The 22,831-nt window shown below is 62.9% G+C and carries 14 protein-coding genes and 4 tRNA genes; 10 read left to right on the plus strand and 8 right to left on the minus strand.

The features are described from left to right. The first annotated feature begins 60 nt into the window (after nucleotides 1–60). On the plus strand, nucleotides 61–1,590 hold the full coding sequence (locus NX773_RS04085; RefSeq protein WP_258855081.1) for a cytochrome-c peroxidase: 1,530 nt from the start codon (nucleotides 61–63) through the stop codon (nucleotides 1,588–1,590). Nucleotides 1,591–1,686: 96 nt separating this feature from the next. Here the strand turns inward: NX773_RS04085 and uvrB are convergent, their stop codons facing one another. After that, complete coding sequence (uvrB, locus tag NX773_RS04090; RefSeq protein WP_258855082.1) at nucleotides 1,687–3,786, minus strand: excinuclease ABC subunit UvrB; 2,100 nt, start codon at nucleotides 3,784–3,786, stop codon at nucleotides 1,687–1,689. Nucleotides 3,787–3,894: 108 nt separating this feature from the next. Between uvrB and NX773_RS04095 the strand changes: the two genes are divergently transcribed. The 3 genes from NX773_RS04095 to NX773_RS04105 all read left to right on the plus strand — a co-directional run bounded on the left by NX773_RS04095 (nucleotide 3,895) and on the right by NX773_RS04105 (nucleotide 5,361). Further along, nucleotides 3,895–5,106: an amino acid aminotransferase gene (locus NX773_RS04095; RefSeq protein WP_258855083.1), complete on the plus strand. Its 1,212-nt coding sequence runs from the start codon at nucleotides 3,895–3,897 to the stop codon at nucleotides 5,104–5,106. 45 nt (nucleotides 5,107–5,151) lie between these two features. Beyond that, a tRNA-Asn gene (locus tag NX773_RS04100) sits at nucleotides 5,152–5,227 on the plus strand. 58 nt (nucleotides 5,228–5,285) lie between these two features. Beyond that, nucleotides 5,286–5,361 (plus strand) — tRNA-Asn (locus NX773_RS04105). Nucleotides 5,362–5,453: 92 nt separating this feature from the next. On the opposite strand, the gene purT is transcribed toward NX773_RS04105, so the two are convergent. After that, entirely contained in the window at nucleotides 5,454–6,668 is a 1,215-nt protein-coding gene (purT, locus tag NX773_RS04110; RefSeq protein ID WP_258855084.1) for a formate-dependent phosphoribosylglycinamide formyltransferase, read from the minus strand. A gap of 221 nt (nucleotides 6,669–6,889) precedes the next feature. Here purT and NX773_RS04115 point away from each other — a divergent pair. Then, nucleotides 6,890–6,965: transfer RNA gene (locus NX773_RS04115), tRNA-Asn, on the plus strand. Between the two features lie 223 nt (nucleotides 6,966–7,188). Here NX773_RS04115 and NX773_RS04120 read toward each other — a convergent pair. Together NX773_RS04120 and NX773_RS04125 are read right to left on the minus strand one after the other, a co-directional pair. Further along, a complete protein-coding gene (locus tag NX773_RS04120; protein ID WP_258855085.1) occupies nucleotides 7,189–9,300 on the minus strand; it encodes a DEAD/DEAH box helicase in 2,112 nt (703 codons plus the stop codon). Then, on the minus strand, nucleotides 9,300–10,220 hold the full coding sequence (locus NX773_RS04125; RefSeq protein WP_258855086.1) for a HamA C-terminal domain-containing protein: 921 nt from the start codon (nucleotides 10,218–10,220) through the stop codon (nucleotides 9,300–9,302). The genes NX773_RS04120 and NX773_RS04125 overlap by 1 nt, the downstream gene beginning before the upstream one ends. Before the next feature lie 177 nt (nucleotides 10,221–10,397). On the opposite strand from NX773_RS04125, the gene NX773_RS04130 reads away from it, so the two are divergent. After that, nucleotides 10,398–10,467, plus strand: a tRNA-Asn gene (locus NX773_RS04130). 52 nt (nucleotides 10,468–10,519) lie between these two features. Here the strand turns inward: NX773_RS04130 and NX773_RS04135 are convergent. Then, the gene (locus NX773_RS04135) at nucleotides 10,520–11,629 is read right to left on the minus strand and encodes a hypothetical protein (protein ID WP_258855087.1); all 1,110 of its coding nucleotides are present in this window, start codon (nucleotides 11,627–11,629) and stop codon (nucleotides 10,520–10,522) included. Between the two features lie 200 nt (nucleotides 11,630–11,829). Here NX773_RS04135 and NX773_RS04140 point away from each other — a divergent pair, with 200 nt between their 5' ends. Next, nucleotides 11,830–13,464, plus strand: coding sequence for a response regulator (locus tag NX773_RS04140; RefSeq protein ID WP_258855088.1), 1,635 nt, complete (start codon nucleotides 11,830–11,832; stop codon nucleotides 13,462–13,464). On the opposite strand, the gene NX773_RS04145 is transcribed toward NX773_RS04140, so the two are convergent. Continuing rightward, entirely contained in the window at nucleotides 13,446–13,901 is a 456-nt protein-coding gene (locus NX773_RS04145) for a response regulator (protein WP_258855089.1), read from the minus strand. The genes NX773_RS04140 and NX773_RS04145 overlap by 19 nt on opposite strands. A 9-nt stretch (nucleotides 13,902–13,910) precedes the next feature. Next, the gene (locus NX773_RS04150; RefSeq protein ID WP_258855090.1) at nucleotides 13,911–16,151 is read right to left on the minus strand and encodes an ATP-binding protein; all 2,241 of its coding nucleotides are present in this window, start codon (nucleotides 16,149–16,151) and stop codon (nucleotides 13,911–13,913) included. A gap of 152 nt (nucleotides 16,152–16,303) precedes the next feature. Between NX773_RS04150 and NX773_RS04155 the strand changes: the two genes are divergently transcribed. From NX773_RS04155 to NX773_RS04165, 3 genes are all read left to right on the plus strand, one after another. Then, nucleotides 16,304–18,697 carry a PAS domain-containing hybrid sensor histidine kinase/response regulator gene (locus tag NX773_RS04155; RefSeq protein ID WP_258855091.1) on the plus strand — a complete coding sequence of 798 codons (2,394 nt, stop codon included), beginning with the start codon at nucleotides 16,304–16,306 and terminating at the stop codon, nucleotides 18,695–18,697. A gap of 129 nt (nucleotides 18,698–18,826) precedes the next feature. Further along, a complete protein-coding gene (locus NX773_RS04160) occupies nucleotides 18,827–20,695 on the plus strand; it encodes a hybrid sensor histidine kinase/response regulator (protein ID WP_258855092.1) in 1,869 nt (622 codons plus the stop codon). Beyond that, nucleotides 20,692–21,618 carry a pyridoxal-phosphate dependent enzyme gene (locus NX773_RS04165; RefSeq protein WP_258855093.1) on the plus strand — a complete coding sequence of 309 codons (927 nt, stop codon included), beginning with the start codon at nucleotides 20,692–20,694 and terminating at the stop codon, nucleotides 21,616–21,618. Before NX773_RS04160 ends, NX773_RS04165 begins: the two co-directional genes overlap by 4 nt. On the opposite strand, the gene NX773_RS04170 is transcribed toward NX773_RS04165, so the two are convergent. Further along, a complete protein-coding gene (locus NX773_RS04170; RefSeq protein WP_258855094.1) occupies nucleotides 21,602–22,795 on the minus strand; it encodes a lipase family alpha/beta hydrolase in 1,194 nt (397 codons plus the stop codon). The two genes, NX773_RS04165 and NX773_RS04170, sit on opposite strands and share 17 nt — an antisense overlap. Between the last annotated feature and the right edge of the window lie 36 nt (nucleotides 22,796–22,831).

Here is a 22,831-nt window from a genome sequence, read left to right on the forward strand (position 1 = left end):
CGTGAACAACTATAGATTCTTCCTGTATGGCAACAAAGAGCGCAAAACAGGGAGAACGACATGCAAAAAGAGGCGCCACGCGATCGCCGCCGGCTCGCCTTCATGTGGACATGGCTCGCGGTGCTGCTTGCCGGCTGCGGTGGGCCGGATGGGGGAACCTCACAACCGGCCGCCGGAGAACTGATCGATCAAAAGCTCTCTGCCGTGCTGTACGAGCAGGGCTTTACCGGCAGGGTGGAACAGAGCCTGGAGCGGCGCCTTGGCCGCAAGCTCGATCCCAGACTGGCCGATGTGGGCAGGCTGTTGTTCTTCGACCGGATCTCGAATCTGCACAATGACAACACCTGCGCCGGCTGCCACGCGCCAACCAATGGCTTTGGCGACTCGCAGCCGATGGCGATCGGCATCCAGAGCAACCTGCTGGTCGGGCCGCACCGGCTTGGCCCGCGCAACCAGCGGCGCACGCCGACGGTGGTCAATGCGGCGTTCTATCCCAGGCTCATGTGGAACGGACGCTTTGCGGCATTGTCGGGTGACCCGTTCAACAATGCGCTCGGCTTTCAGTTCCCGCTGCCGGAGGGTGTTAGCAAATTTGGCCCGAACAATCCGCGGTACCCGCACCTGCTGGTCGCACAGGCGCACATGCCGCCAACGGAGCTGAACGAAGCGGCCGGCTTTACCGGTGTACTGGACGGGATCGACCCGCGCCTGCAGGTGTTCGACGATGGCATGGGCATGCGCGTGCCGGGGCTGGACGCGAGCGGATCGCGCAACGAGGCGATCCGGGAGGTCGTGGTCCAGCGCCTGAACGCGGTGCCCGATTATGTGCGCAAGTTCGCCGAGGTGTTTGGCCAGGTCAGGGAAGGCGGGGCGGTGGACATCGACATGTTCGCCAAGGCGATTGCAGAATTCGAGTTCACGCTGGTGCGCGCCAACGCGCCGCTGGACCGCTTTGCGCGCGGGGACGCGGGTGCGATGACGGCCTCGCAAAAGCATGGCGCGCTGCTTTTCTTCGGCAAGGCCAACTGCGTTTCGTGCCACGCGGTGAGGGGCGCATCCAACGAGATGTTCAGCGACTTCAGGATGCACAACATCGGCGTGCCGCAGATCGCGCCAGCGTTCGGCCCAGCCAAAGGCAACACCATCTTCGACGGGCCTGGTGAGAACGAAGACTTCGGGCTGGAGCAGGTGACGGGTGAGATCGGGGACCGCTACAAGTTCCGCACTTCGCCGCTGCGTAACCTTGCGGCGCAGCCGGCGTTCTTCCACAACGGGGCATTCGTGAAGCTGGAGGACGCGGTGCGGCATCACCTGGACGTGCTCGCATCGCTGAAGAACTACGATGCGGCAAAGGCAGGCGTGGCGCCTGATCTGGTCGGCCGCACCGCGCCGGTCGACACGGTGAGCGCGACGCTTGATCCGCAGATGAGCAAGGCGCTGAGGCTGACAGAAGCGGAGTTTGCGGACCTGGTCAACTTTCTGCGCTACGGGCTGCTGGACGAACGCGTGAGGCCGGGCGAGATGTGCAAGCTGGTGCCGGACAAGCTGCCCAGCGGGCCGCAGTTCCTGACGTTCGAAGCCTGCCGGTAGGGTGGGCGGGTCTCCCGCCCACGCGTTCAACCGCCGATCGCACGGCCGCGTCGGCGTGCGTTGAACGCGTGGGCAGGAAACCTGCCCACTCTACGGTCATTTGCCGAGCATCGACACGACGTTGTCCGCCCCCGGCGCACCGAACGCCTGCTGCTTGAGGACGTGCAGCTGGTCGCGCACCTGCGCCGCCTTTTCGAACTCCAGGTTCTTCGCGTGTTCGACCATGAGCTTTTCGAGCCGCTTGATTTCCTTGCTGACCTGCTTCTCGCTCATCGCCTCGACCTTGGCGGTCTCCTCGGCTCCCAGCGCAAGTCGCTGTTTGGCGGCAGCGGCGCTGTACACCCCGTCGATCATTTCCTTGATCTTCTTCTGCACACCTTTCGGCGTGATGCCATGCTCCTCGTTGAACGCGATCTGCTTGGCGCGGCGGCGCTCGGTCTCGTCGATCGCGCGCTTCATCGAATCGGTGATCGTGTCCGCATACAGGATCGCCACGCCGTTCAGGTTACGCGCCGCGCGGCCGACGGTCTGGATCAGCGAACGCTCGGAACGCAGGAAGCCTTCCTTGTCCGCGTCCAGCACCGCCACCAGCGACACTTCCGGCAGGTCCAGGCCCTCGCGCAGCAGGTTGATGCCGACCAGGACGTGAAAGGTGCCAAGCCGCAGGTCGCGCAGGATCTCCACCCGCTCCACCGTATCGATATCGCTGTGCAGGTAACGCACCTTGATGCCGTGGTCGGACAGGTACTCGGTCAGCTGCTCGGCCATGCGCTTGGTCAGCGTGGTCACCAGCACGCGCTCGTCCTTGGCGATGCGGTCGCTGATCTCGCTCATCAGGTCATCGACCTGCGACAGGGCAGGGCGCACGATGATCTTCGGGTCCACCAGCCCGGTCGGGCGCACCACCTGCTCGACCACGTTGTCGGCGTGCTCGCGTTCGTAGTCCGCCGGCGTGGCGGAGACGAACACCGTCTGCCGCATCTTGCTTTCGAATTCCTGGAACTTGAGCGGGCGGTTGTCGAGCGCGGACGGCAGGCGGAAGCCGTAATCGACCAGGTTCACCTTGCGCGAGCGGTCGCCGTTGTACATCGCGTTGAGCTGGCCGATCAGCACGTGCGATTCGTCCATGAACATCAGCGCGTCCTTCGGCAGGTAGTCCACCAGCGTGGGCGGCGGCTCGCCCGGCATCGAGCCGGACAGATGCCGCGAGTAGTTCTCGATGCCCTTGGTGAAGCCCACTTCGGCCAGCATTTCCAGGTCAAAGCGCGTGCGCTGTTCCAGCCGCTGCGCTTCCAGCAGCTTGCCTTCCTTGTGGAAGAACTCGAGGCGGTCGCGCAGCTCGGCCTTGATCGAGTCCACCGCGCGCAGCACGGTCGAACGCGGCGTGACGTAGTGCGAGCCCGGGTACACGGTAAAGCGCGGGATCTTCTGCTTCACGCGGCCGGTCAGCGGGTCGAACAGCTGCAGCGACTCGATCTCGTCGTCGAACATCTCGACGCGGATGGCCAGTTCCGCATGCTCGGCAGGGAAGATGTCGATCGTGTCGCCGCGCACGCGGAAGGTGCCGCGGCCGAAGTCCATCTCGTTGCGCGTGTACTGCATCTGGATCAGGCGCGCGATCACGTCGCGCTGCGCCACCTTGTCCTTGGCGCGCAGCGTCAGGATCATCTTGTGGTATTCGTTCGGGTTACCGATACCGTAGATCGCGGACACGGTGGCCACGATCACCACATCGCGCCGCTCCATCAGCGACTTGGTGCACGACAGGCGCATCTGCTCGATGTGCTCGTTGATCGACGAGTCCTTTTCGATGAACAGGTCGCGCTGCGGCACGTAGGCTTCGGGCTGGTAGTAGTCATAGTAGCTGACGAAGTACTCGACCGCGTTTTCGGGGAAGAACTCGCGGAACTCCGCATAAAGCTGTGCCGCCAGCGTTTTGTTGGGCGCGAACACGATCGCGGGCCGACCGCAACGCGCGATCACGTTGGCCATCGTGTAGGTCTTGCCCGAGCCGGTCACGCCGAGCAGCGTCTGGTACATCAGGCCGTCGTCGATGCCTTCCACCAGGCCCGCGATTGCGGTCGGCTGGTCGCCTGCAGGCGGAAACGGCTGGTGCAGTTTGAAGGGCGAATTCGGGAATGTGATGACGTTCGGAGCCGGTGCGTTTGCAACGGATAAATCTGCCTTGCCTGCCATGCTTTCAGACCTTTGCTAGAATGGTAGTCCGACTGCGGCACTGCAACATGCAGGAGCTGCTGTCTATACAACCGCTGCAAACCCCAGCCAACGACCAAGTTTAACACGATGAATTCCACCGCCCCTGCCAGCCTTTTCGGCGCCATCGACATGGCACCCCGCGACCCTATCCTGGGTATCACTGAAGCGTTCAACGCAGACACCAACCCCGCCAAGATCAACCTGGGTGTGGGTGTGTATTACGACGACAACGGCAAGGTGCCGTTGCTCGAATGCGTGCAGAAAGCGGAATCCAAATTGATGGAACAGCAAGCACCGCGCACCTATCTGCCGATCGAAGGCCTGGCGCAGTACGACAAGGCTGTTCAGGAGCTCGTATTTGGGGCCGACAGCCCGGTAATTCAAGAGAAGCGTGCCGTGACCGTGCAAGCCCTCGGCGGCACCGGCGGCCTGAAGATCGGCGCCGACTTCCTCAAGCGTTTTGCGCCTGATTCGCAGGTGTACATCAGCGACCCGAGCTGGGAAAACCACCGCGCGCTGTTCGAAAGCGCCGGCTTCGTGGTCAACCACTACACCTACTACGACCCGGCCACCCACGGCGTCAACTTCGAAGGCATGCTGGCCTCGCTCAAGTCGATGCCGCAAGGCTCGATCGTGGTGCTGCACGCCTGCTGCCATAACCCGACCGGCGCCGACCTCACGCAAGAGCAGTGGGGCGCCGTGATCGAGGCAGTCAAGGCCGGCGGCCTGATTCCGTTCCTCGACATGGCCTACCAGGGCTTCGGCTCGGGCATCGCTGAAGACGGCGCCGTCGTCGGCCGCTTTGTGCAGGCCGGCGGCCCGCTGCTGGTGTCGAACTCGTTCTCCAAATCGTTCTCGCTGTACGGCGAGCGTGTGGGCGCGCTGTCGGTGGTGGCATCGAGCGCGGAAGAGGCGGCACGCCTGCTGTCGCAGCTGAAGCGCGTGGTGCGTACCAACTACTCTAACCCGCCGGTCCATGGCGGCAAGGTGGTGGCGACCGTGCTGTCCACCCCGGAACTGCGCCAGCTGTGGGAAGACGAACTGGCCCACATGCGCGTTCGCATCAAGCAGATGCGCGATGCGCTGGTCGAAAAACTCAAGGCCAAGGCGCCCGGCCACGACTTTGATTTCGTGCGCAAGCAGGTCGGTATGTTCTCGTACTCGGGCCTGACCAAGGAACAGGTGGCCAAGCTGCGCGCCGAGTCGATCTATGCCGTGGACACCGGCCGCATCTGCGTGGCCGCGCTGAACTCGAAGAATATCGACCGGGTCGTTGACGCAATCGCCAAAGTGCTCTAAACTCTTGGCTCTTCCGGTATGGCGACATCCCGGAAGACTTAGTGATCCCTGATAGCTCAGTCGGTAGAGCGACGGACTGTTAATCCGCAGGTCCCTGGTTCGAGTCCAGGTCGGGGAGCCAGAATTTCTGGAAAGCCACGGTTATTCGTGGGTTTCTTAATGTAGTTGTAAGAGTTTATTCCCTGATAGCTCAGTCGGTAGAGCGACGGACTGTTAATCCGCAGGTCCCTGGTTCGAGTCCAGGTCGGGGAGCCAGACAAAAAGGAGTTTCGAGCGATCGAAACTCCTTTTTTCGTTTGTGCGGTTGCGCACGGCGGACGCCAGAGCCCACCGTACGCTTGAAGGCGTCAGGCCTTGCCGCTGACCGGCTTGACCTTGCTTGCCGCCTCCCGTGCGCGTTCGCGCGCGATCTCCGCGTTTTCGGCCGTCGCCAGCGCCACGCCCATGCGGCGGCGCGCAAAGGACTCCGGCTTGCCGAACAGGCGAATGTCGGCGCCGGGCACGCGCAGCGCCTCGGCCACGCCTTCGAACGCGATGCCTTTCTCGTCCAGGCGGCCGTAGATCACGGCGGAGGCGCCCGGGCAGCGCAGCGCGGTATTCACCGGCAGCCCAAGCACCGCTTTGGCGTGCAGCTCGAACTCGCTCTGCACCTGGCTGGCCATTGTCACCATGCCGGTGTCATGCGGGCGCGGGCTTACTTCCGAGAACCACACCATGTCGCCCTTGACGAAGAGCTCCACGCCGAACACGCCCAGGCCGTCCAGGTTGCCCGTGACTTTGCCCGCGATCTCGCGCGAACGCTCCAGCGCAACGGGGTTCATCGGGTGCGGCTGCCACGATTCGATGTAGTCGCCGCGCTCCTGCAGGTGGCCGATCGGCTCGCAGAAGCGGGTCTCGACCTGGCCGTCGGCGCCGATCGCGCGCACCGTCAGCAGGGTGATTTCGTAATCGAAGTCGATGAAGCCTTCCACGATCACGCGGCCCGCATCGACACGGCTGCCCGATGCCGCATAGTCCCATGCCTGCTTGATGTCCGCGGCGCTGTCGAGCTTGGACTGGCCCTTGCCGGACGAGGACATCACCGGCTTGACCACGCACGGAAAGCCGATCTCGGCGCACGCCTGCGTCAGCTCTTCGAGGCTGCTGGCGAAGCGGTAGGGCGAGGTGGCCAGGCCCAGTTCTTCGGCGGCCAGGCGGCGGATGCCTTCGCGGTTCATGGTCAGCATGGCGGCGCGCGCGGTGGGAATGCAGGTGATCTTGCCGGCGCCTTCGAGCTCGGCCAGCTTGGCGGTGGCGATCGCTTCGATCTCGGGGATCACCAGGTCCGGCTGCTCCTGCTCGATCAGCGCGGCGAGCTGGCCGCCGTTGGTCATGTCGATTACGTGGGCGCGGTGCGCGACCTGGTGGCCGGGTGCGTTGGCATAGCGGTCCACTGCGATGACTTCAACGCCGAGGCGCTGGAACGCGATGATGACTTCTTTGCCAAGCTCGCCGGAGCCGAGCAGCATGACCTTGGTTGCGGACGGGGAGAGGGGAGTGCCGAGGATGCGTGGGGTGCTCATGTTGAATGCAGCTGAAGTTGGAGAATATTGCGACTATAGCAAACCGCAATGGGCACTGCACCCGGAGGGCGTTCCTGGCCGGGATGCCGGAGTTGCAGTCGTCGATGGTCGCGTTCGTCGGCTGGCCCAATGAACGGCTGGGGAGACCACGAGCGGCCGGCGCGAAAAATGTGTGCGGGGCTGGCAAAAACAAAATTGCGCCGCTATAATGCGGCCTCTATTCCCTGATAGCTCAGTCGGTAGAGCGACGGACTGTTAATCCGCAGGTCCCTGGTTCGAGTCCAGGTCGGGGAGCCAGAATATAGCAGTATGCCAAGAGCCCAGCCCTCACCCGGTTGGGCTTTTTGCGTTTCAGAGCCCTGTTTATTTGCGCATAGTGGGCCGTGGTGAGGCAGTTGCGCGAGTGGTATGGCCTACCCCTACGGATGGGTCACGGTGGCACTGTCAGGCAGGTTGCGAGCTCGCTGATGGTGGTTGGGTCGCGAGGGCAGGCCGACCCGAACTGATGTCACTTGCAGATCTATTGCCTCGCTTTTGCCGATATTTTTATTCCATCGAAGAAATATTCAAGAAGGTAGCTGTCGAAATCTTGCAGGCCCTGCATGGCACCTTTCAATGAATGAACCCCAATATTATTCAGCATCTCAATCGCAGAGTGAACAGTTAGTTCGTTATCCTCAAAATTGATAAGTCCGGTTGATTGAATTTTGCGGCTGAGCATTCGTGGTAAGCCGTATTCTTCCAGTTGATAAACCACCGGGGGTAAGAACGCAAATGAAATTTTTGCAAGGAAGGGCGATACATCGTAGCTTCTATTTTTCAGAATCGCTGCTTGCAATGTATTCACATCCGACAGTAGTGCGGAAAATTTGAACACCACATTGCGTTCGAGCTTGAAGAATGAATCGATTCCCACATCAATACGATCAAGTGCGCTTAACAGCTGAGGAATTGTCCGGGTCCAATTTTTCGATAGAATCTTAATAAAATCCACGAAGACACTATGTCTGACTTCCCAGCCACCTGGGGCTAAATTGATCACCTTATAAAGGAGACGGTCCCAGTCTGCAGGATTGTCAGAGTTTAGGAATCCTAGACCGTTCCAACTGGTTGGGTCATTGCGAATATCGACTGCAATTTTTTTTAGAAGGAACGAATCACTGGACTGAAATGCATTCGAAGCCAAGAGCTCAGAAAAGCGAGTCTCACCCAAAATGGTGCTCATTTCGGTCTTATAGTCGATGATTTTTTGAATTTGCTCAGACGTCAGGTCCTCTTCGTGTTTTACCTCGTCCATGGTGCCAAGCAGCTCATCAGGAAGATCAAGATCCAAGACGGTCGGTTCGTCCTTGGGGGGGCTCTCCAGAATGTAAACTTTGCCAATGAAGTGCTTAAACATCCGTCCACTTCGACCTATTATATTCTTATAGGTGAAATCGTTTAGGTTGGACTTCCCGTTTTTATTGCTCCAAATTATGACATTTTCGGCGGAGGTATTAACTCCTTCAACAATGGAAGACGTCGATATTACGTTCTTTAGGCCATGCGGCTCTTCGAATAATTTTACTTGGATTTGGCTCAAGGAACGATGCAGTTGCCCATTATGAATTCCAGTGCCACGTCGGACCAAACTTGTAAGATTCCAATTCGGATCATAATGAGTTGAAAGCCACTCTGCAAAATTATTGAGAAGCAAGCTTTTCTTTTGCGAGACACTGGTCAGGATTAAATTCGAAATCTTTGCGATATTGGAATAAGTTCCAGCATAGATAAGTGACTTATTTTTTGTCTTCGCTAGAATGTCCAACAAAACGCGGCTTTTTTCAGCCTCGTCACCAATTTTCTTGTATAGCTCGTTTTTCTCCAAAAATACTGTATTAAACTCAAATTTTCGAAACTGCATCCCTTTGGTAAATGCATTTTTATTGAGTTGGGAGATATTTGGGGCGAGGAAATAACGCTGCTTCGCCTTCTCACTCAGCCTCATTATGGCTTTAATTAACGAGGGTGCTCGCTCCTTATCGAATTTTTTACTGGCTTTATAGAACTCGTCAATAATAAGAATGTCAAGCATCTCGATTTTATCCACATATCCAATTGCCCTCTCTTGAGGGAATATGAATATATTTCGTTCTGCCAACTGGATATCTGCCGTAGTAATTATTTTATAATCTGAAGAGAATTTCTTGTTTAGCCTTCGACGAGTTTCGTCTGCTAGTGCAATAGTAGGGACGATAATTACTACGTTTGTCGGACGTTTGATGGCGATAAAAGAGTCAATGACAAAGCTCTTGCCGAAACTTGTTGGCGCACTGATAGCTAAATTCTCGCCGTTGAGAAGTGATCGAAGCAATGAACTTTGCTCCCTATGAAGAATGGCCGGCGAGTCAGCGCCGATGTCCACCTTGAAGCTCTCCGAAAGGTAGCGTTCTTGCCAACGCGCGCTTTCGAGTTTCATATACGGATACAGACCAGTTTCCCTGATTAGATAATTAATCAGATTATCATATGGAATTCTCTCGTTTTCATATTGGGCCAGAATTTTTATTAATTCATCCCTAGCTTGAGCCTCGTCGCCATTTTGAATGTGGCGATTGATGATGCTGCACTTTTCGAATATTTCGTTGTTCATTATTGATCTTTATAATGCTCGACATTGGCAACAAACTTATCGACAATCAATTTCTTGTTTGGGACGGGTAATAAAATTAAATGAAAGGTGATCTTGGGGTACTTTGTAATAGTGTTTAATTTCGCTATTTGCTTTTTGAAATAAGAATTTGCCCGATCGAGGTGGTAAGCAATGATGCTTTGCCGATATTTTTCATCCAAAGTGTTGCTCGAATTCGTGATGCTACATTCATGAATCAATAGAATTGGAATGTTGATTTTGTTGGCAATGTTATCGATTGATTCCTGATCATCCAGCGCATTCGTAATGGACTTCAATAACGTCTTATCGGAAATAAGTTGATCCAAATCTTTTATGTTTGTGATGATTGCGTTTTCTTTCTTTAGCTTCTTGGTTTCCAAAGCATTTTGGACTGACGCGATCACTGTCCCTAAGCGCGCATCTTCGATACTGTTATAAAATTTAGCCTCTCCAAACCATAACGAAAAGTCGCCGTCAGTTATAACGATGTGAACACTATCCGCACCTTTAGCATTATCTTGAGTATTTTGCTTATAGAAAATTTTGGGAACGACCGGCAGCGCGTTATAGTGGTTTTTCATAACACCATAGAGAACAATCTCCGCTAACTCACTACCTTCACTTATGTCATCAATCTTGTCCGTAAGTCGGAGATTTCTTGCGGCAGCAACAAGGGTGCTATGCGAACGATCTACTAAGCTGGCCCGCTCCCGTTCAGACAATGCAGTCTGAGCAATGTTGTCCCAGATGAAATTATGGAAATTAGTTGCTCGCCATGCGCCATCCTCGTACCCATTAATCAGACTTAAGAGATGCTTTTTCTCTATCGGAGTTAACCCCTGCGTTGTATTGATATTGAGGAAAGTCTCATCTATTAATACTTCAAAACAGAGTGACATAATTTAGCTGCCGACTGGCGAAAGTAACGATCTTCCGACAGTACCACAGTGGTTGCCTAAAGAAACTCAAAGTTTGTAACCTGCAACTTTGCACTTCGTATAAATCCACGGACTGCTGTATAAATATACAGTATTTGGCTGTTTTTGCAAGGTGTCTGCAAGTGGCAGGCCTTGGTGCCCATAGGCTTGTCGGATCATCGTTCTGTTAATCCGCAGGTCCCTGGTTCGAGTCCAGGTCGGGGAGCCAGAATGCCAAAGGCCGCGTGCGAACGCGGCCTTTTTTGTTTTTCGGGCGCGGTTCAGGCGGTCCTGCGGCGCATGCGCCGGCGGCCCCAGGCCAACAGACCCATGCCGGCTGCCAGCATGGGGGCCGGCGACGGCTCGGGCACGGCGGACACCAGGTCCAGCCGCACCCGCGCGCAATCCTCAGGGTTGGGCCCGTTGCAGGCCGTGCCCAGGATCTGTCCCTTGTCGTTGATGTCCATTGCCGACTCCAGCCGCCAGCCGGCCGGCAGGGCGGTAAGCGTGTTCAGGTCCACCAGCTTGTCGCCTTTCCAGATGAATGCCGTCAGCAGCCCTTCGGCATTGAGCGAGTCGCCCACGACCAGCCCCAGGTTGTTGATCGCGCGGGCTTCGCCGAAGTCCCCGCCGAGCGTCCCCAGGTCCATCATCTTGCCGTCCCGGAACAGAAAAGGGTGGACAGAAGCGGACAGCTCCTCGGGCTGGATAAAGGAATAGCCCACCGCCCAGCCGCAATCGTTGATGTCGAACCCGAAGCTGCGTTGCCCGGTGCCCAGGGTGCCCAGGTCTTGCAAGCTGCCGTCGTGGTAGATGATGGCGTGGGTGAATGGATCGTTGACCGAGCCCTGGCCGGTGCTGGCCCAGCCAACCACCGCATCGTTGTTGTTCAGGTTGATGGCAAAGCTGAAGTCGCCGCCGAGCGTGGGCACGAGTTCCGATTGCCCATTGCGGTAGAGGAAGCCGCGCACCGCCTCGTCCGCGAACGGATCGGCAATGCCGGCCACCGAGCCGCGGTTGTTGATGGCATAGCCGTCCGATGTGTAGTAGAGCGAGGGCAGGGTGGCGTGGATGTCGATGAAGTTGCCGCCGATGAGGGCAAACGCGGTGCCGTTGCGGCGCTCGACGCCGCTGATATCCATGTGGTCGTTGATGCCGCGGCCCAGGCTGGGCGGCAGGTTGAGGGTGAGGATGCCGCTGCCGTCCCAGATGGCGGCGTGGTCCTGGTAGGTGCCGACCACGCGCCCGGCGTTGTTCATGGCGTCGAACGGTCCCGGCTCGAACCCTGGCGGAACGAACGTGACGGTGTATTGCGGGTCGGCCCAGGCCGCCAGCGGGCAGGCCGCCAGCAGCGCAAGCGCTGCCGCAAAAAAACATTCTCGAGAGATCATGGTGGGCTCCAGTGTGCGATGCGCGACTCAACCCAGTGTGCATAAGCTCGCATCAGCGGACTCTGCGAAAACTCAGCAGTGCGCACGGTGGCGCCCCGCGCACGATTGGTCCGCCAAAAGATGCAGGCGACAAAAGTTGTTGTAAAATCTTCGCTTTACATTTTGCAACAATTTACGTTGTCCGGATTCGCCAGTCACACATGATTGAAGACGATGCCAGCCACTGCTCGGTCCTGCTGATCGACGACGAGCCGTTCGCGCAAGACATCATTGCCCACGGGCTGGAAAACTGTCTCCAGCACACGCTGCGCTTTGACACCAACCCTGAGCGCGCGGTCGAGCTGGCCCGGGAAGTCGACGCCACCGTGGTGCTGGTGGACCTGCGCATGCCGGACATCGACGGCTTTGCGGTCACGCGCCGCCTGCGCCTGGACCCCGCGACCGAGCACATTCCGGTGATCCTGCTGTCTTCCGAGGACGATCCGGACATCAAGGCGCGCGCGTTCGCGGCCGGGGCCAACGATTACCTGGTCAAGTGGCCCGACCCGCGCGAGCTGGTGGCGCGGGTGCGCTACCACAGCGGCGCCTGCGTGGCGCGGCGCCAGCGCGACGCCGCCTTCGTGTCGCTGCGCCACAGCCAGGAGCAGCTTGCGGCCAGCCAGTGGGCGCTGCACCAGGCGCAGAAGATGGAGGCGATCGGCCAGCTCACCGGCGGCGTCGCGCACGACTTCAACAACGTCCTGCAAATCATCGGCGGCAACCTGCAGCTGCTTAAGCTAATGGGCGGGATCAACGAGGCCGGAAGGGCACGGGTGGACATGGCGCTGGCCGGGGTCGAGCGCGGCGCCAAGCTGTCCTCGCACCTGCTGGCGTTCGCGCGGCGCCAGCCGCTGCAGGCGGTGGTGCTCAACCCGGGCCATCTGCTGCGCGAGATGGACGAGATGATGCGCCGGGTGCTGGGCCCGCGCGCGCGCGTGACCACCGAGATCGCGCCCGGCCTGTGGAGCACCACGGCCGACCCCAACCAGCTCAACAACGTGCTGCTGAACCTGGCCATCAACGCGCGCGACGCGATGGCGGGCGAAGGCACCCTCACGATTCGCGCGGCCAATCTCGGCGCCGGCAGCGCGCGCCCGGCCGGCGTGGCTCCCGGCGAGTACGTGATGATCGAAGTGGCCGACACCGGCCGCGGCATGCCGCCCGAGGTGCTCGAGCGCGCGTTCGAACCGTTCTTCACCACCAAGCCGACCGGGCAGGGCACCGGCCTGGGCCTGTCGATGGCCTACGGATTCGTCAAGCAGTCCGGCGGCGAGATCGTGCTGGAGAGCGAGCCGGGGCGCGGCACCAGCGTGCGCATCTACCTGCCGCGCAGCGACGCCGAGCCGGCGCAGGCCGAGGCGCCGGCCAGCGCGCCGCTGCTGGGCGGGCTGGAGACGATTCTGGTGGTGGAGGACGAAGAGGACGTGCGCTCCTCGACTTGCGCTTTGCTGTCGGCGCTCGGCTACTACGTGCTCGAAGCGCACGACGCCGGCGCCGCGGTCGACATCGTGGAAAGCGGGCGCCACATCGATCTGGTGTTTTCGGACGTGATCATGCCCGGGCCGGTGAGCGCGCTGGAGCTGGCCGCGATCGTGCGCGAGCGGCTGCCGCACGCGCAGTTCCTGTACACGTCGGGCTATGCCGAAGGCGTGCTGTCACACGAGGGCAAGGTGGACGCCTCGGTCAACCTGCTGCAGAAGCCCTATCACCCGGACGCGCTCTCCGCGCGCATTCGCCACCTGCTGCGGCGCTCCAACACACAGCAGGCCGCGCCCGCTCACTTGGGCTTGACGTAACGGCGCGAGCCTGGCGGCGGCTCGTTCAGCACGGCCCAGAAGATGCCCAGGTCGGCGATCGCGCGCACGAATTCGGTGAAATCCACCGGCTTGACCACGTAGGCGTTCACGCCCAGCTCGTAACTGCGCAGCAGGTCCTGTTCCTCCTTGGACGAGGTGAGCATCACCACCGGCTGGCTCTTGAGGGAGGCGCTGCTGCGGATCTCCTTGAGCACTTCCAGCCCGTCCACCTTGGGCAGCTTCAGGTCCAGCAGCACCACGGCCGGATTGCCGACCGGCCGGCCGGCGTACTCGCCGCGCCGCATCAGGTAGTCGAGCGCTTCGGCGCCGTCGCGCGCGATCACCACTTCGTTGGCAAGCTGGCTTCTGGACAGCGCGATGAGCGTCAGCTCCAGGTCGTGCGGATTGTCCTCCACCAGCAGGATGGGCTTGAGCATATGTGCCTTTTACTGAATATCTGGTTGTCGTGGAATGGCGAACGAGAAGGTCGCGCCTTCGCCCTGCACCGACGTTGCCCACACCCGGCCGTGGTGGCGCTCGACGATGCGGCGCACGTTGGCAAGGCCAATGCCGGTGCCCTGGAAGTCTTCCATGCGGTGCAGGCGCTGGAACACGCCAAACAGCTTGTGAACGTATTCCATGTTAAAGCCCGCGCCGTTGTCGGCCACGTGGAAAATGCTTTCCTGGTCGGTCTGCTCGGCGTAGATGCGGATCACGGCCGGGTCGCGCCCGGCGGTGAATTTGACCGCGTTCGACAGCAGGTTGAACATCGCCAGGTGCAAAAAGGTCGGGTCCGCGCAGATTTCGGGCAGCGGTCCGATCTCCCACGCGATGTTGCGGCCGTGCGCCTCCAGGCCCAGCTTGTCGATGCAGGCGTCCACCATGTCGGTCATGTCGATCGTGACCGGACGCAGCGCCGCGCGACCCATCTGCGAGAAGCTGAGCAGGTCGTCCACCAGCTTGCCCGCCAGGCGCGCGGACTCCTTGATGTTGCGAAGGAAGCGCTCGCGCTTGCCGGAGTCCTCGCTGCCGGCCGATTCGAGCAGCAGGTCGGAAAAGCCGACGATGTGGCGCAGCGGCGCGCGCAGGTCGTGCGACACCGAATACGAGAATGCTTCCAGCTCCTTGTTGGCGCGGCCAAGCTCCTCGGCCAGCTCGGCCATCTGCTCGGCGCGCTCGAGCGCAATGCCCAGCAGGGCGGTGCGAAACTCGATGGTCAGCTCGATCTCGCCGCTGTGCCAAGGCAGGCTGGTGCCGCGGATGGTCTCGCGCCAGGCCGCAAAGCTGGTGCGCGGCGACAGCTGCACCGGGTCGCCGGGGCCGGCCGGCTTGTGGCGCGGGTCGCCGGCCCATTCGACCGTGTGGATGACCTCGGGGCGGAACCACAGCAGGTAGTGCTTGTGGATGCGCGAGATCGGCATCGCCAGCAGGCCGCTGGCCACCGCCATCATCTCGCGGGCCGGCGGGTAGATCGAGGGCAGGCGGTCGCTGTGGAACACCTCGACGTGGCCGCGCATGCCCAGCCACGCCACCAGGTCCTGGATCTGCGCATGCGAGGGCGCTGCGCCGTAGGTCAGCACGCGGTCGTCGGCGACGATCGCCACCCCGCCGGCGCGCGCAAAGCGCAGCAGCTCGGGGAACACGCTGCTCATGTTGTCGACGAAGTCGGCACCCTTGGTCAGGCCGCCCAGCATCGATACCATGATACGGCGCACCTCGAGCCGGAACTGCAGTTCGCTTGCGTCTTCGCGCGTCTCGATGCACAGCGCCAGGATCTGGCCCAGCTGCTCGCAGGCGGTGCGCTTTTCGAACGGCACTGCGCGCGGCTCGGCGTTGTGGCATGAGATCAGGCCCCACAGCTTGCCGCGCACCACCAGCGACACCGACATCGACGCCAGCGTGCCCATGTTGCGCATGTACTGCAGGTGCACCGGCGAGACGCTGCGCAGCGCCGCGAACGACAGGTCGTTCATGTTGCCGGTGGCCGGATTCATGGCCGGCACCAGCGGCGAAGGAGTGTAGTTAGCGTCCTGAATCAGGCGGATGCGCGAGAGCGTGTACAGCGCGCGCGCCTGGGCCGGGATGTCGGACTCGGGAAAGCGCTGGCCCAGGTAGGACTGGTATGAGGGGTCGCGCGATTCGGCCATCACGTGCCCGTGGCCGTCGCCGTCGAACTGGTACGCGATCACGCGGCCAAAGCCGGTCACCTCGCGGATGTGCCGGGTGGCCAGATGGGCCAGCGACTGCACGCTCGCTGCCTCGTTCACCTTCAGCAGGAAGTCGCCGATCAGCGGGTACAGCTGGCGAAAGTCGGCCGGCTCGGCGCGCCCGGTCGGCTCGAACTCGGCGATGAGCACGCCGTCCCACTCGTGGGCCAGCACGTCGAAGTGGCGGCCGTTGGCCAGCGTCGTGGTGCCCAGGTAGAACGGCCGCGCGGACAGGGGGGCGGACAGGGCCGGCGCCAGGCGCGCATGGGCGTGCTCGCCGATCACCTGCGCCAGCGGCTGCCCGACCGCCGCCTCGGCCGCCACCCCGGCCCACTGCGCCAGGCTGGCGCTGGCCTGCAGCACCTCCAGCCCGTGCGACAGCGTCAGCAAGAAGCCGTGCGGCTGGATACTGCCCGGGGTGCGGATCGCTTCCTTGTCACAGGCGGACAAGTCGAGAACGGGAGGGGAAGCCTGGGTCATGAGGGGACGTGTTGCTGCTACTGAAACAAGTCACACATTTTACATGCAAAGCATGAGAAAACGCCCAGCTTCACTCTGTAGTTTGCGAGAAAAGTGTGGCAATTCGCAACATTTGCAAGGAAATCACGCATGAGTTGTGGGACAATTGCAAAATGACATGTTCGCCCGACTATGCCGCGCTGTTTCGCGCGTCCCCCTATCCGCATTTGCTGCTCGATCCAGGCTTGAGAATCGTGGCCGCGAATCCGGCCTATCTGCAGGTGACGGGGACGCATGAGGGCGACATCGTCGGCTTGCCGATCTTCGATGCCTTCCCGCCCAACCCGGATGACCCGGAATCGACCAACGTGGCCGAGGTGCGCGCTTCGCTCGAACGGGTGATCGCGACCGGCAAGCCGGATAATGCAGTGTTCGTGCGCTACTCGATCCCGCAGCGCGACGGCCACGACACGAGGTTCAAGGAGCGCTACTGGAGCACCGTGCACACGCCGGTGTTCGACGACGCGGGCCGGCTTGCCTACATTTCCCAGAACGCGCTGGACGTGACCGAGTTCTACCGCTATGACCGGCGCCGGCGCACGGCGCTGCCGGCCGCCGGCGACGCGCCCGACGCGAGCGGCGACGCGGTGGAGCAGGCGCGCCGCCACGCGGCCATGCAGCGCGCCGTCATCGGCGAGCGCAGCTACCTGCGCAACCTGTTCAACCAGGCGCCGGGCTTCATCGCGGTGCTGAACGGTCCCGAGCATGTGTTCGAAATCGTCAACGAGGCCTACTACCAGCTGGTGGGGCACCGCCCGATCATCGGCAGGCCCTTGTCCGAGGCGCTGCCGGAAGTGCGCGGTCAGCGCTTTCCGCAGTTGCTGGACAGCGTGTACGAGAGCGGCAAGCCATTCGTCGGGCGCGGCATGAAGGCGCACCTGCAGCGCGAACCGGACGGCGCGCTGGCCGAAGCGTACGTGGACCTGCTGTACCAGCCGCTGTTCGACCAGGACGGCAAGGTCAACGGCATTTTCGTGCAGGGCCACGACGTCACCGAAGCGCACGCGGCCCAGCTGGCCAAGCGCGAGAGCGAGGAGCGGCTGGCCGACGGCATGCTGGCCGCGCGCATGGTGGTGTGGGACTGGAACGTGGCCACCCGCGAGGTCATCTTCTCGGACAACGCCGAGCACGTGCTGGGCGCGCGCGGCGGCACCATGGCCGAGATGCATGCGCACCTGCCGCCCCAAGACCGCGAGCGCCTGCAGGCGGCCCACGCGGGCGCGCTGGCTGCGCGCGGCAGCTACGCCGAGACGGTGCGCTACGTGCGTCCGGACACCGGGCGCCTGCTCTGGCTCGACGTGCGCGGCAAGGTGCGCTGCGGCGCCGACGGCAATCCGGAATCGGTGCGCGGGGTGGCGATCGACGTCACCGAGCGGGTGCGCGCCGAGGAGGACCTGCGCGACGCGCACCGCCGCAAGGACGAATTCCTGGCGATGCTGGCGCACGAGCTGCGCAACCCGCTGGCCCCGATCGCGGCGGCGGCCCAGCTGCTGCGCCACGGCCCGCCCGACCCGGCAAGGCAAGCGCAGGCGGCCGATATCATTACGCGCCAGGTACGCCACGTGGCCGGCCTGCTGGACGACCTGATCGACGTCTCGCGCGTCACCCGCGGCCTGGTCGCGATGGAGCGCGCGCCGGTGGACATGCATGCGGTGGCGGCCGATGCGCTCGAACAGGCGCGCCCGGCGGCCGAGCGGCGCGGCCAGACGCTGGCGGTGCGGTTGCCGGACGCGCCGGCGCGCATTGCGGGCGACCACAAACGCATCGTGCAGGTCCTGTCCAACTTGCTGGGCAACGCGTGCAAATACACGCCCGAGGGCGGCCGCCTGCAGCTGGACATGGCGCTCGGCGACGGCAAGGTGATGCTGCGTGTGGCCGACGACGGCATCGGCATCGGGCCGGAGCTGCTGCCGCATGTGTTCGACCTGTTCACGCAGGGCGAGCGCAGCGCCGACCGCGCGCAGGGCGGGCTGGGCGTGGGGCTGGCGGTGGTGCGCAGCCTGGTCGAGCAGCATGGCGGCCAGGTGCGCGCGGACAGCGACGGGCCGGGCAAGGGAAGCACCTTCACGGTGGTGCTGCCGCTGCTGGACGGCGGCATGCAGGCCGCGATGCCGGCACCTGCCGCGCCGGCCGCCGCGCCAGGGCTGCGGGTGCTGGTGGTGGACGACAATCCGGATGCGGCGCGCATGCTCGCAATGGTGCTGGAGAGCGAAGGTCACGAGGTCGCGGTGGAAAACAGTTCGGCGGCGGCGCTGCGCCGGGTTGCCACCGACGTGCCCGACGTGTGCCTGCTCGACATCGGCCTGCCCGGCATGGACGGCTACGAGCTGGCGCGGCGCCTGCGCGCGCTGCCGGCGCTGGCGGCCAGCCGGTTGGTCGCTGTCACCGGCTACGGCCAGCCGTCCGACCGCGCGCTGGCGCTGCAGGCCGGCTTCGACCACCACCTGGTCAAGCCGGTGGACCTGGCCGAGCTGTTCGGGCTGCTGCGGTCCGTGGCAAAAGGCTGAGGCCGCAGTTCAACGGGGACGGCAATTTGCAAAACCACGGTGTATCATGGGATACATTTTGACCCGACGACTGGAATGCCCCACGCGCAAATGACACACAGCGATCCCGCACCGTTGCCGTTAAACGAGATGCAGCGATTCCAATATCTCATCGCCGGCATCAACGATTATGCGATCTACATGATCGACCCGAACGGGTACATCACGAGCTGGAACGCGGGCGCGCAGCGCTTCAAGGGCTACACCGAACACGAGATCATCGGCCAGCATTTCTCGCGCTTTTACACCCCCGAGGACCAGGCCAGCGGGCTGCCGGTCAGGGCGCTGGGGATCGCGCTGGCAGAGGGCAAATACGAATCGGAAGGCTGGCGCGTGCGCAAGGACGGCACGCGCTTCTGGGCCCACGTGGTGATCGACCCGATCTACAACGAGGACGGCAAGCTGCTGGGCTACGCCAAGGTCACGCGCGACGTCACCGAGCGCAAGCACGCCGAGGACGCGCTGCGCGAGAGCGAACAACGCTTCCGGCTGCTGGTGCAGGGCGTGAGCGACTACGCCATCTTCATGCTCTCGCCCGAGGGCATCGTCACCAACTGGAACGTGGGGGCGCAGCGCATCAAGGGCTATTCCGAGGAAGAGATCGTCGGCAGCCATTTCTCGCGCTTCTATACCGAGGACGACCGCAAAGCAGGCGAGCCCGAGGTGGCGCTTCAGGCCGCGCGCCAGGCCGGGCGCTTCGAGCGCGAAGGCTGGCGCGTGCGCAAGGACGGCAGCCGCTTCTGGGCCCATGTGGTGCTCGACGCCATCCGCGACGAGCATGGCGCGCTGCTCGGCTTTGCCAAGATCACGCGCGACCTGACCGAGAAGAAGGCCTCCGCCGACGCCCTCGCCGAGGCCAACGCCGCGCTGTTCCAGGCGCAGAAGATGGAGTCGATCGGCCAGCTCACCGGCGGCATCGCGCACGACTTCAACAACCTGCTGTCGGTGCTGGCCAGCGGGCTGGAGGTGCTGAGCCTGCACGGCGTGGGCGCGGCCCAGGCCAAGACGCTGGACAGCATGCGGCGCGCGGTGGACCGCGGCGCCGCGCTTACCCAGCAGTTGCTCGCGTTCGCGCGCCAGCAGCCGCTGCAGCCGGAAACGGACAACATCAACCGGCTCATCACCGGCTTCGAGTCGGTGCTGCGCCGCGCGGCCAATGCCGCGATCCGGTTCGACATCGTGCTCGACCCGCAACTGGGCAGCGTGATGATCGACCGCGCGCGCTTCGAGTCGGCCCTGCTGAACCTGGTGGTGAACGCGCGCGACGCCATGCCCGGCGGCGGCGAGCTGAAGATCGAGACCTCGCAGGCCAGGCTGGGCGAGAAGGATGTGCCGGGCCTGCCCGCGGGCCAGTACGCGCGGGTGGCGGTGCGCGACAGCGGCACCGGCATGTCGCCCGAGACCATCCGCCGCGCGTTCGAGCCGTTCTACACCACCAAGGAAGTGGGCAAGGGCACCGGCCTTGGCCTGTCGCAGGTGTATGGCTTCGTCAAGCAGTCCGGCGGCGAGGTGGTAATCGAGAGCGCGCTGGGAACAGGCACCGCGATCTCGATCTACCTGCCCGCGGTGGAGGGCGCCGAGCATACCGATCAGGACCACACCGAGACCGTCCTGATCGTCGAGGACGAGGCCGACCTGATGGACATGGCCACCTCGCTGTTCCTGAACATGGGCTACAACGTGCTGACCGCGCCGCGCGCCAGCGAAGCGCTGGGCCTGATGGCGGCGCGCCCGGTGGACGTGCTGTTCACCGACATCGTCATGCCCGAGATGGACGGGATCGAGCTGGCCAACCGCGTGCGCGCACTGTACCCGGACACCCGGATCGTCATCGCCTCCGGCTACCCGCTGTCCAAACTGCGCGAGAAGCACGACAACCTGAACAAATTCACTTTCGTGAACAAGCCTTACCGCCTGGCCGACCTGGCGCGTGCGCTGCGCATCGCGAGCAGACCATGAACCTGCACATCGACACGCCACTGCTGGCCTCCACCGCCATAGGCGCGCGCGCCGGCCAGGCGATCTGGCTGAAGATGGACGCGCTGCAGCCATCCGGCTCGTTCAAGCTGCGCGGCATCGGACACGCCTGCGTCACCTACGCGCGGCGCGGTGCGCGCCGCTTCATCTCTTCGTCGGGCGGCAATGCCGGGATCGCCGCTGCGTATTGCGGGCGCCGGCTCGGCGTGCCGGTGCTGGTGGTGGTGCCGGAAACCGCAAGCAGCCGCGCCCGCGAGCTGATCGCGCGCGAAGGCGCCGAGATCCGCGTGCACGGCGCCTCGTTCCAGGAGGCGAACGCGCACGCGCTGTCGCTGCTGGGCGAGCACGACGCCTTCATCCACCCGTTCGACGATCCGCTGCTGTGGGAAGGTCACGCCAGCATGATCGACGAGACCGTGCGTGCCGGCGTGCGCCCGGACGCGGTGATCCTGTCGGTGGGCGGCGGCGGCCTGCTGTGCGGCGCGGTCGCCGGCCTGCGCCGCAACGGCCTTGCCGAGGTGCCGGTGTTCGCGGTCGAAACCGAGGGCGCCGATTCGTATGCGCAGTCGGTCGCCGCCGGCGCGCGCATCGAGCTGCCGGCCATTACCAGCGTTGCCAGCTCGCTGGGCGCGCGCCGCGTGTCCGAGGCGGCACTTGCTCTGCGCGCGACGCATCCGGTGCATCCGGTGGTGCTGCCCGATACCGACGCCGTGCAGGCGGCCTTGCGCTTCATGGACGACCACCGCATCGTGGTCGAGCCGGCGTGCGGGGTGTCGCTGGCGCTGGCCTACCGCGCCGGCGAGCTGCTGGCCGGGTTTTCGAACGTGCTGGTGATCGTGTGCGGCGGCGTGACCGCGACCGTGCCCCAGCTGCAGGCGTGGGGCGCCGCTACAGCCCAAAGATGATGTCCGCGATCCGGTCATAGACCGGGTCGGCCGACGGGCCCGGGTTGGGCCAGTTGAGGATGTCGAAGTGGTCGTAGCCGCGGTAATTGCCGAGGAAGTTCCAGCTGCCCTTGAGCGCGGTGCCGTCGTAGTCGCGCACCGGGTGGCCGGCGGGCGCGCGCATGCTGGCCGTGTTGACCACGCCGTCGTTGGGGAACCAGGTCTCGTCGATGCGCACGCGCCCCGGCGCGTTTTGCGTGTAGCCGCCCATGCCGTGCTGCATGGCCGAGGGCACGATCCATTCGCCCGCGTAGGGCTTGAAGTAGGGGATCATGTCCTCGCGCGGGTACTGGTAGCGCACGTTCTGGACCGGCGCCAGCGCGCGGTCGGTGCCGTTGCAGCACCAGCTGCCGGCCTCGGTGGCCAGCGTGCCGACCGAGAAGTAGTAGACGTTGGGCGAGGTGCGCGCCCACAGGTTGAAGTCGCGCGCGCCGTCCGGCGCCAGCTCCCAGTGCGCCATGTCGTTGTCGAACATGTCGCGCAGCGGTGTATGCAGGTTGGGCAGAAAGTCGAGGATCGCGTCGCGCAGCGTGGTGCCGTTGTGCGGCGCCGAGATCGTGGTCACGCTTTTTACCCAGCCGGTCTTGCCGCCCTTGAACAGCTCGCCGTCGCCTTCGCCGGGCGCGCCATGCTCGAGCAGCTCGACCAGGGCGCGGATGGTGGTGCCGCCCTGGCTGTGGCCGATCAGGTGGATGGGGTGGCTGGCATCCCATTGCGGGTAGAACGCGAGCGGGTAGTGTTCGGGGTTGTGCGCGGCATCGGCGGACCAGCATTTGCCGGCGGGCTTTTGCGGCTGGCCCGGCGGGTCGTACTTGACCACGTGCTGCTGGCCGTAATCGACACAGCCGCCCTTGATCTGCGCGTACAGCTCGGCCGCGCGGTCCCAGTTGGAGCTGATCGCGCCGACGCCGGCCGCGAACACCGCGTGCGGGCCCTTGTACACCTGCATGTGGGCGGCGATGTCGCCGTAGCCGCCCCAGTACCTGAAGCCGGATTCGCGGAACTGCTCGGGGCCGAAGCCGAGAAAGCCGTGCACCAGGATCACGGGATCGTTGTTGGCCGCCGCGGCGGGCAGCCACGGCGACAGCGCGGCCGCGGCAAGCAGCGCGCGTGCGACACCTTGGGCGAATCGCGACATGGGGCTCTCCAGCGGATGTGTTCAAACCTCCGACAT

It is taken from the genome of Massilia solisilvae (assembly GCF_024753215.1).
Classification (GTDB): domain Bacteria; phylum Pseudomonadota; class Gammaproteobacteria; order Burkholderiales; family Burkholderiaceae_D; genus Telluria; species Telluria solisilvae.

Bases quoted from the DNA above. Each gene is read 5' to 3' on its own strand.
- NX773_RS04140 (WP_258855088.1), top strand. From the start codon at position 11,830: ATGATTGAAGACGATGCCAGCCACTGCTCGGTCCTGCTGATCGACGAC.
- uvrB (WP_258855082.1), bottom strand. From the start codon at position 3,786: ATGGCAGGCAAGGCAGATTTATCCGTTGCAAACGCACCGGCTCCGAAC.
- NX773_RS04150 (WP_258855090.1), bottom strand. From the start codon at position 16,151: ATGACCCAGGCTTCCCCTCCCGTTCTCGACTTGTCCGCCTGTGACAAG.
- NX773_RS04095 (WP_258855083.1), top strand. From the start codon at position 3,895: ATGAATTCCACCGCCCCTGCCAGCCTTTTCGGCGCCATCGACATGGCA.
- NX773_RS04125 (WP_258855086.1), bottom strand. From the start codon at position 10,220: ATGTCACTCTGTTTTGAAGTATTAATAGATGAGACTTTCCTCAATATC.
- NX773_RS04165 (WP_258855093.1), top strand. From the start codon at position 20,692: ATGAACCTGCACATCGACACGCCACTGCTGGCCTCCACCGCCATAGGC.
- NX773_RS04135 (WP_258855087.1), bottom strand. From the start codon at position 11,629: ATGATCTCTCGAGAATGTTTTTTTGCGGCAGCGCTTGCGCTGCTGGCG.
- NX773_RS04085 (WP_258855081.1), top strand. From the start codon at position 61: ATGCAAAAAGAGGCGCCACGCGATCGCCGCCGGCTCGCCTTCATGTGG.
- NX773_RS04145 (WP_258855089.1), bottom strand. From the start codon at position 13,901: ATGCTCAAGCCCATCCTGCTGGTGGAGGACAATCCGCACGACCTGGAG.
- NX773_RS04155 (WP_258855091.1), top strand. From the start codon at position 16,304: ATGACATGTTCGCCCGACTATGCCGCGCTGTTTCGCGCGTCCCCCTAT.
- purT (WP_258855084.1), bottom strand. From the start codon at position 6,668: ATGAGCACCCCACGCATCCTCGGCACTCCCCTCTCCCCGTCCGCAACC.
- NX773_RS04120 (WP_258855085.1), bottom strand. From the start codon at position 9,300: ATGAACAACGAAATATTCGAAAAGTGCAGCATCATCAATCGCCACATT.
- NX773_RS04160 (WP_258855092.1), top strand. From the start codon at position 18,827: ATGCAGCGATTCCAATATCTCATCGCCGGCATCAACGATTATGCGATC.
- NX773_RS04170 (WP_258855094.1), bottom strand. From the start codon at position 22,795: ATGTCGCGATTCGCCCAAGGTGTCGCACGCGCGCTGCTTGCCGCGGCC.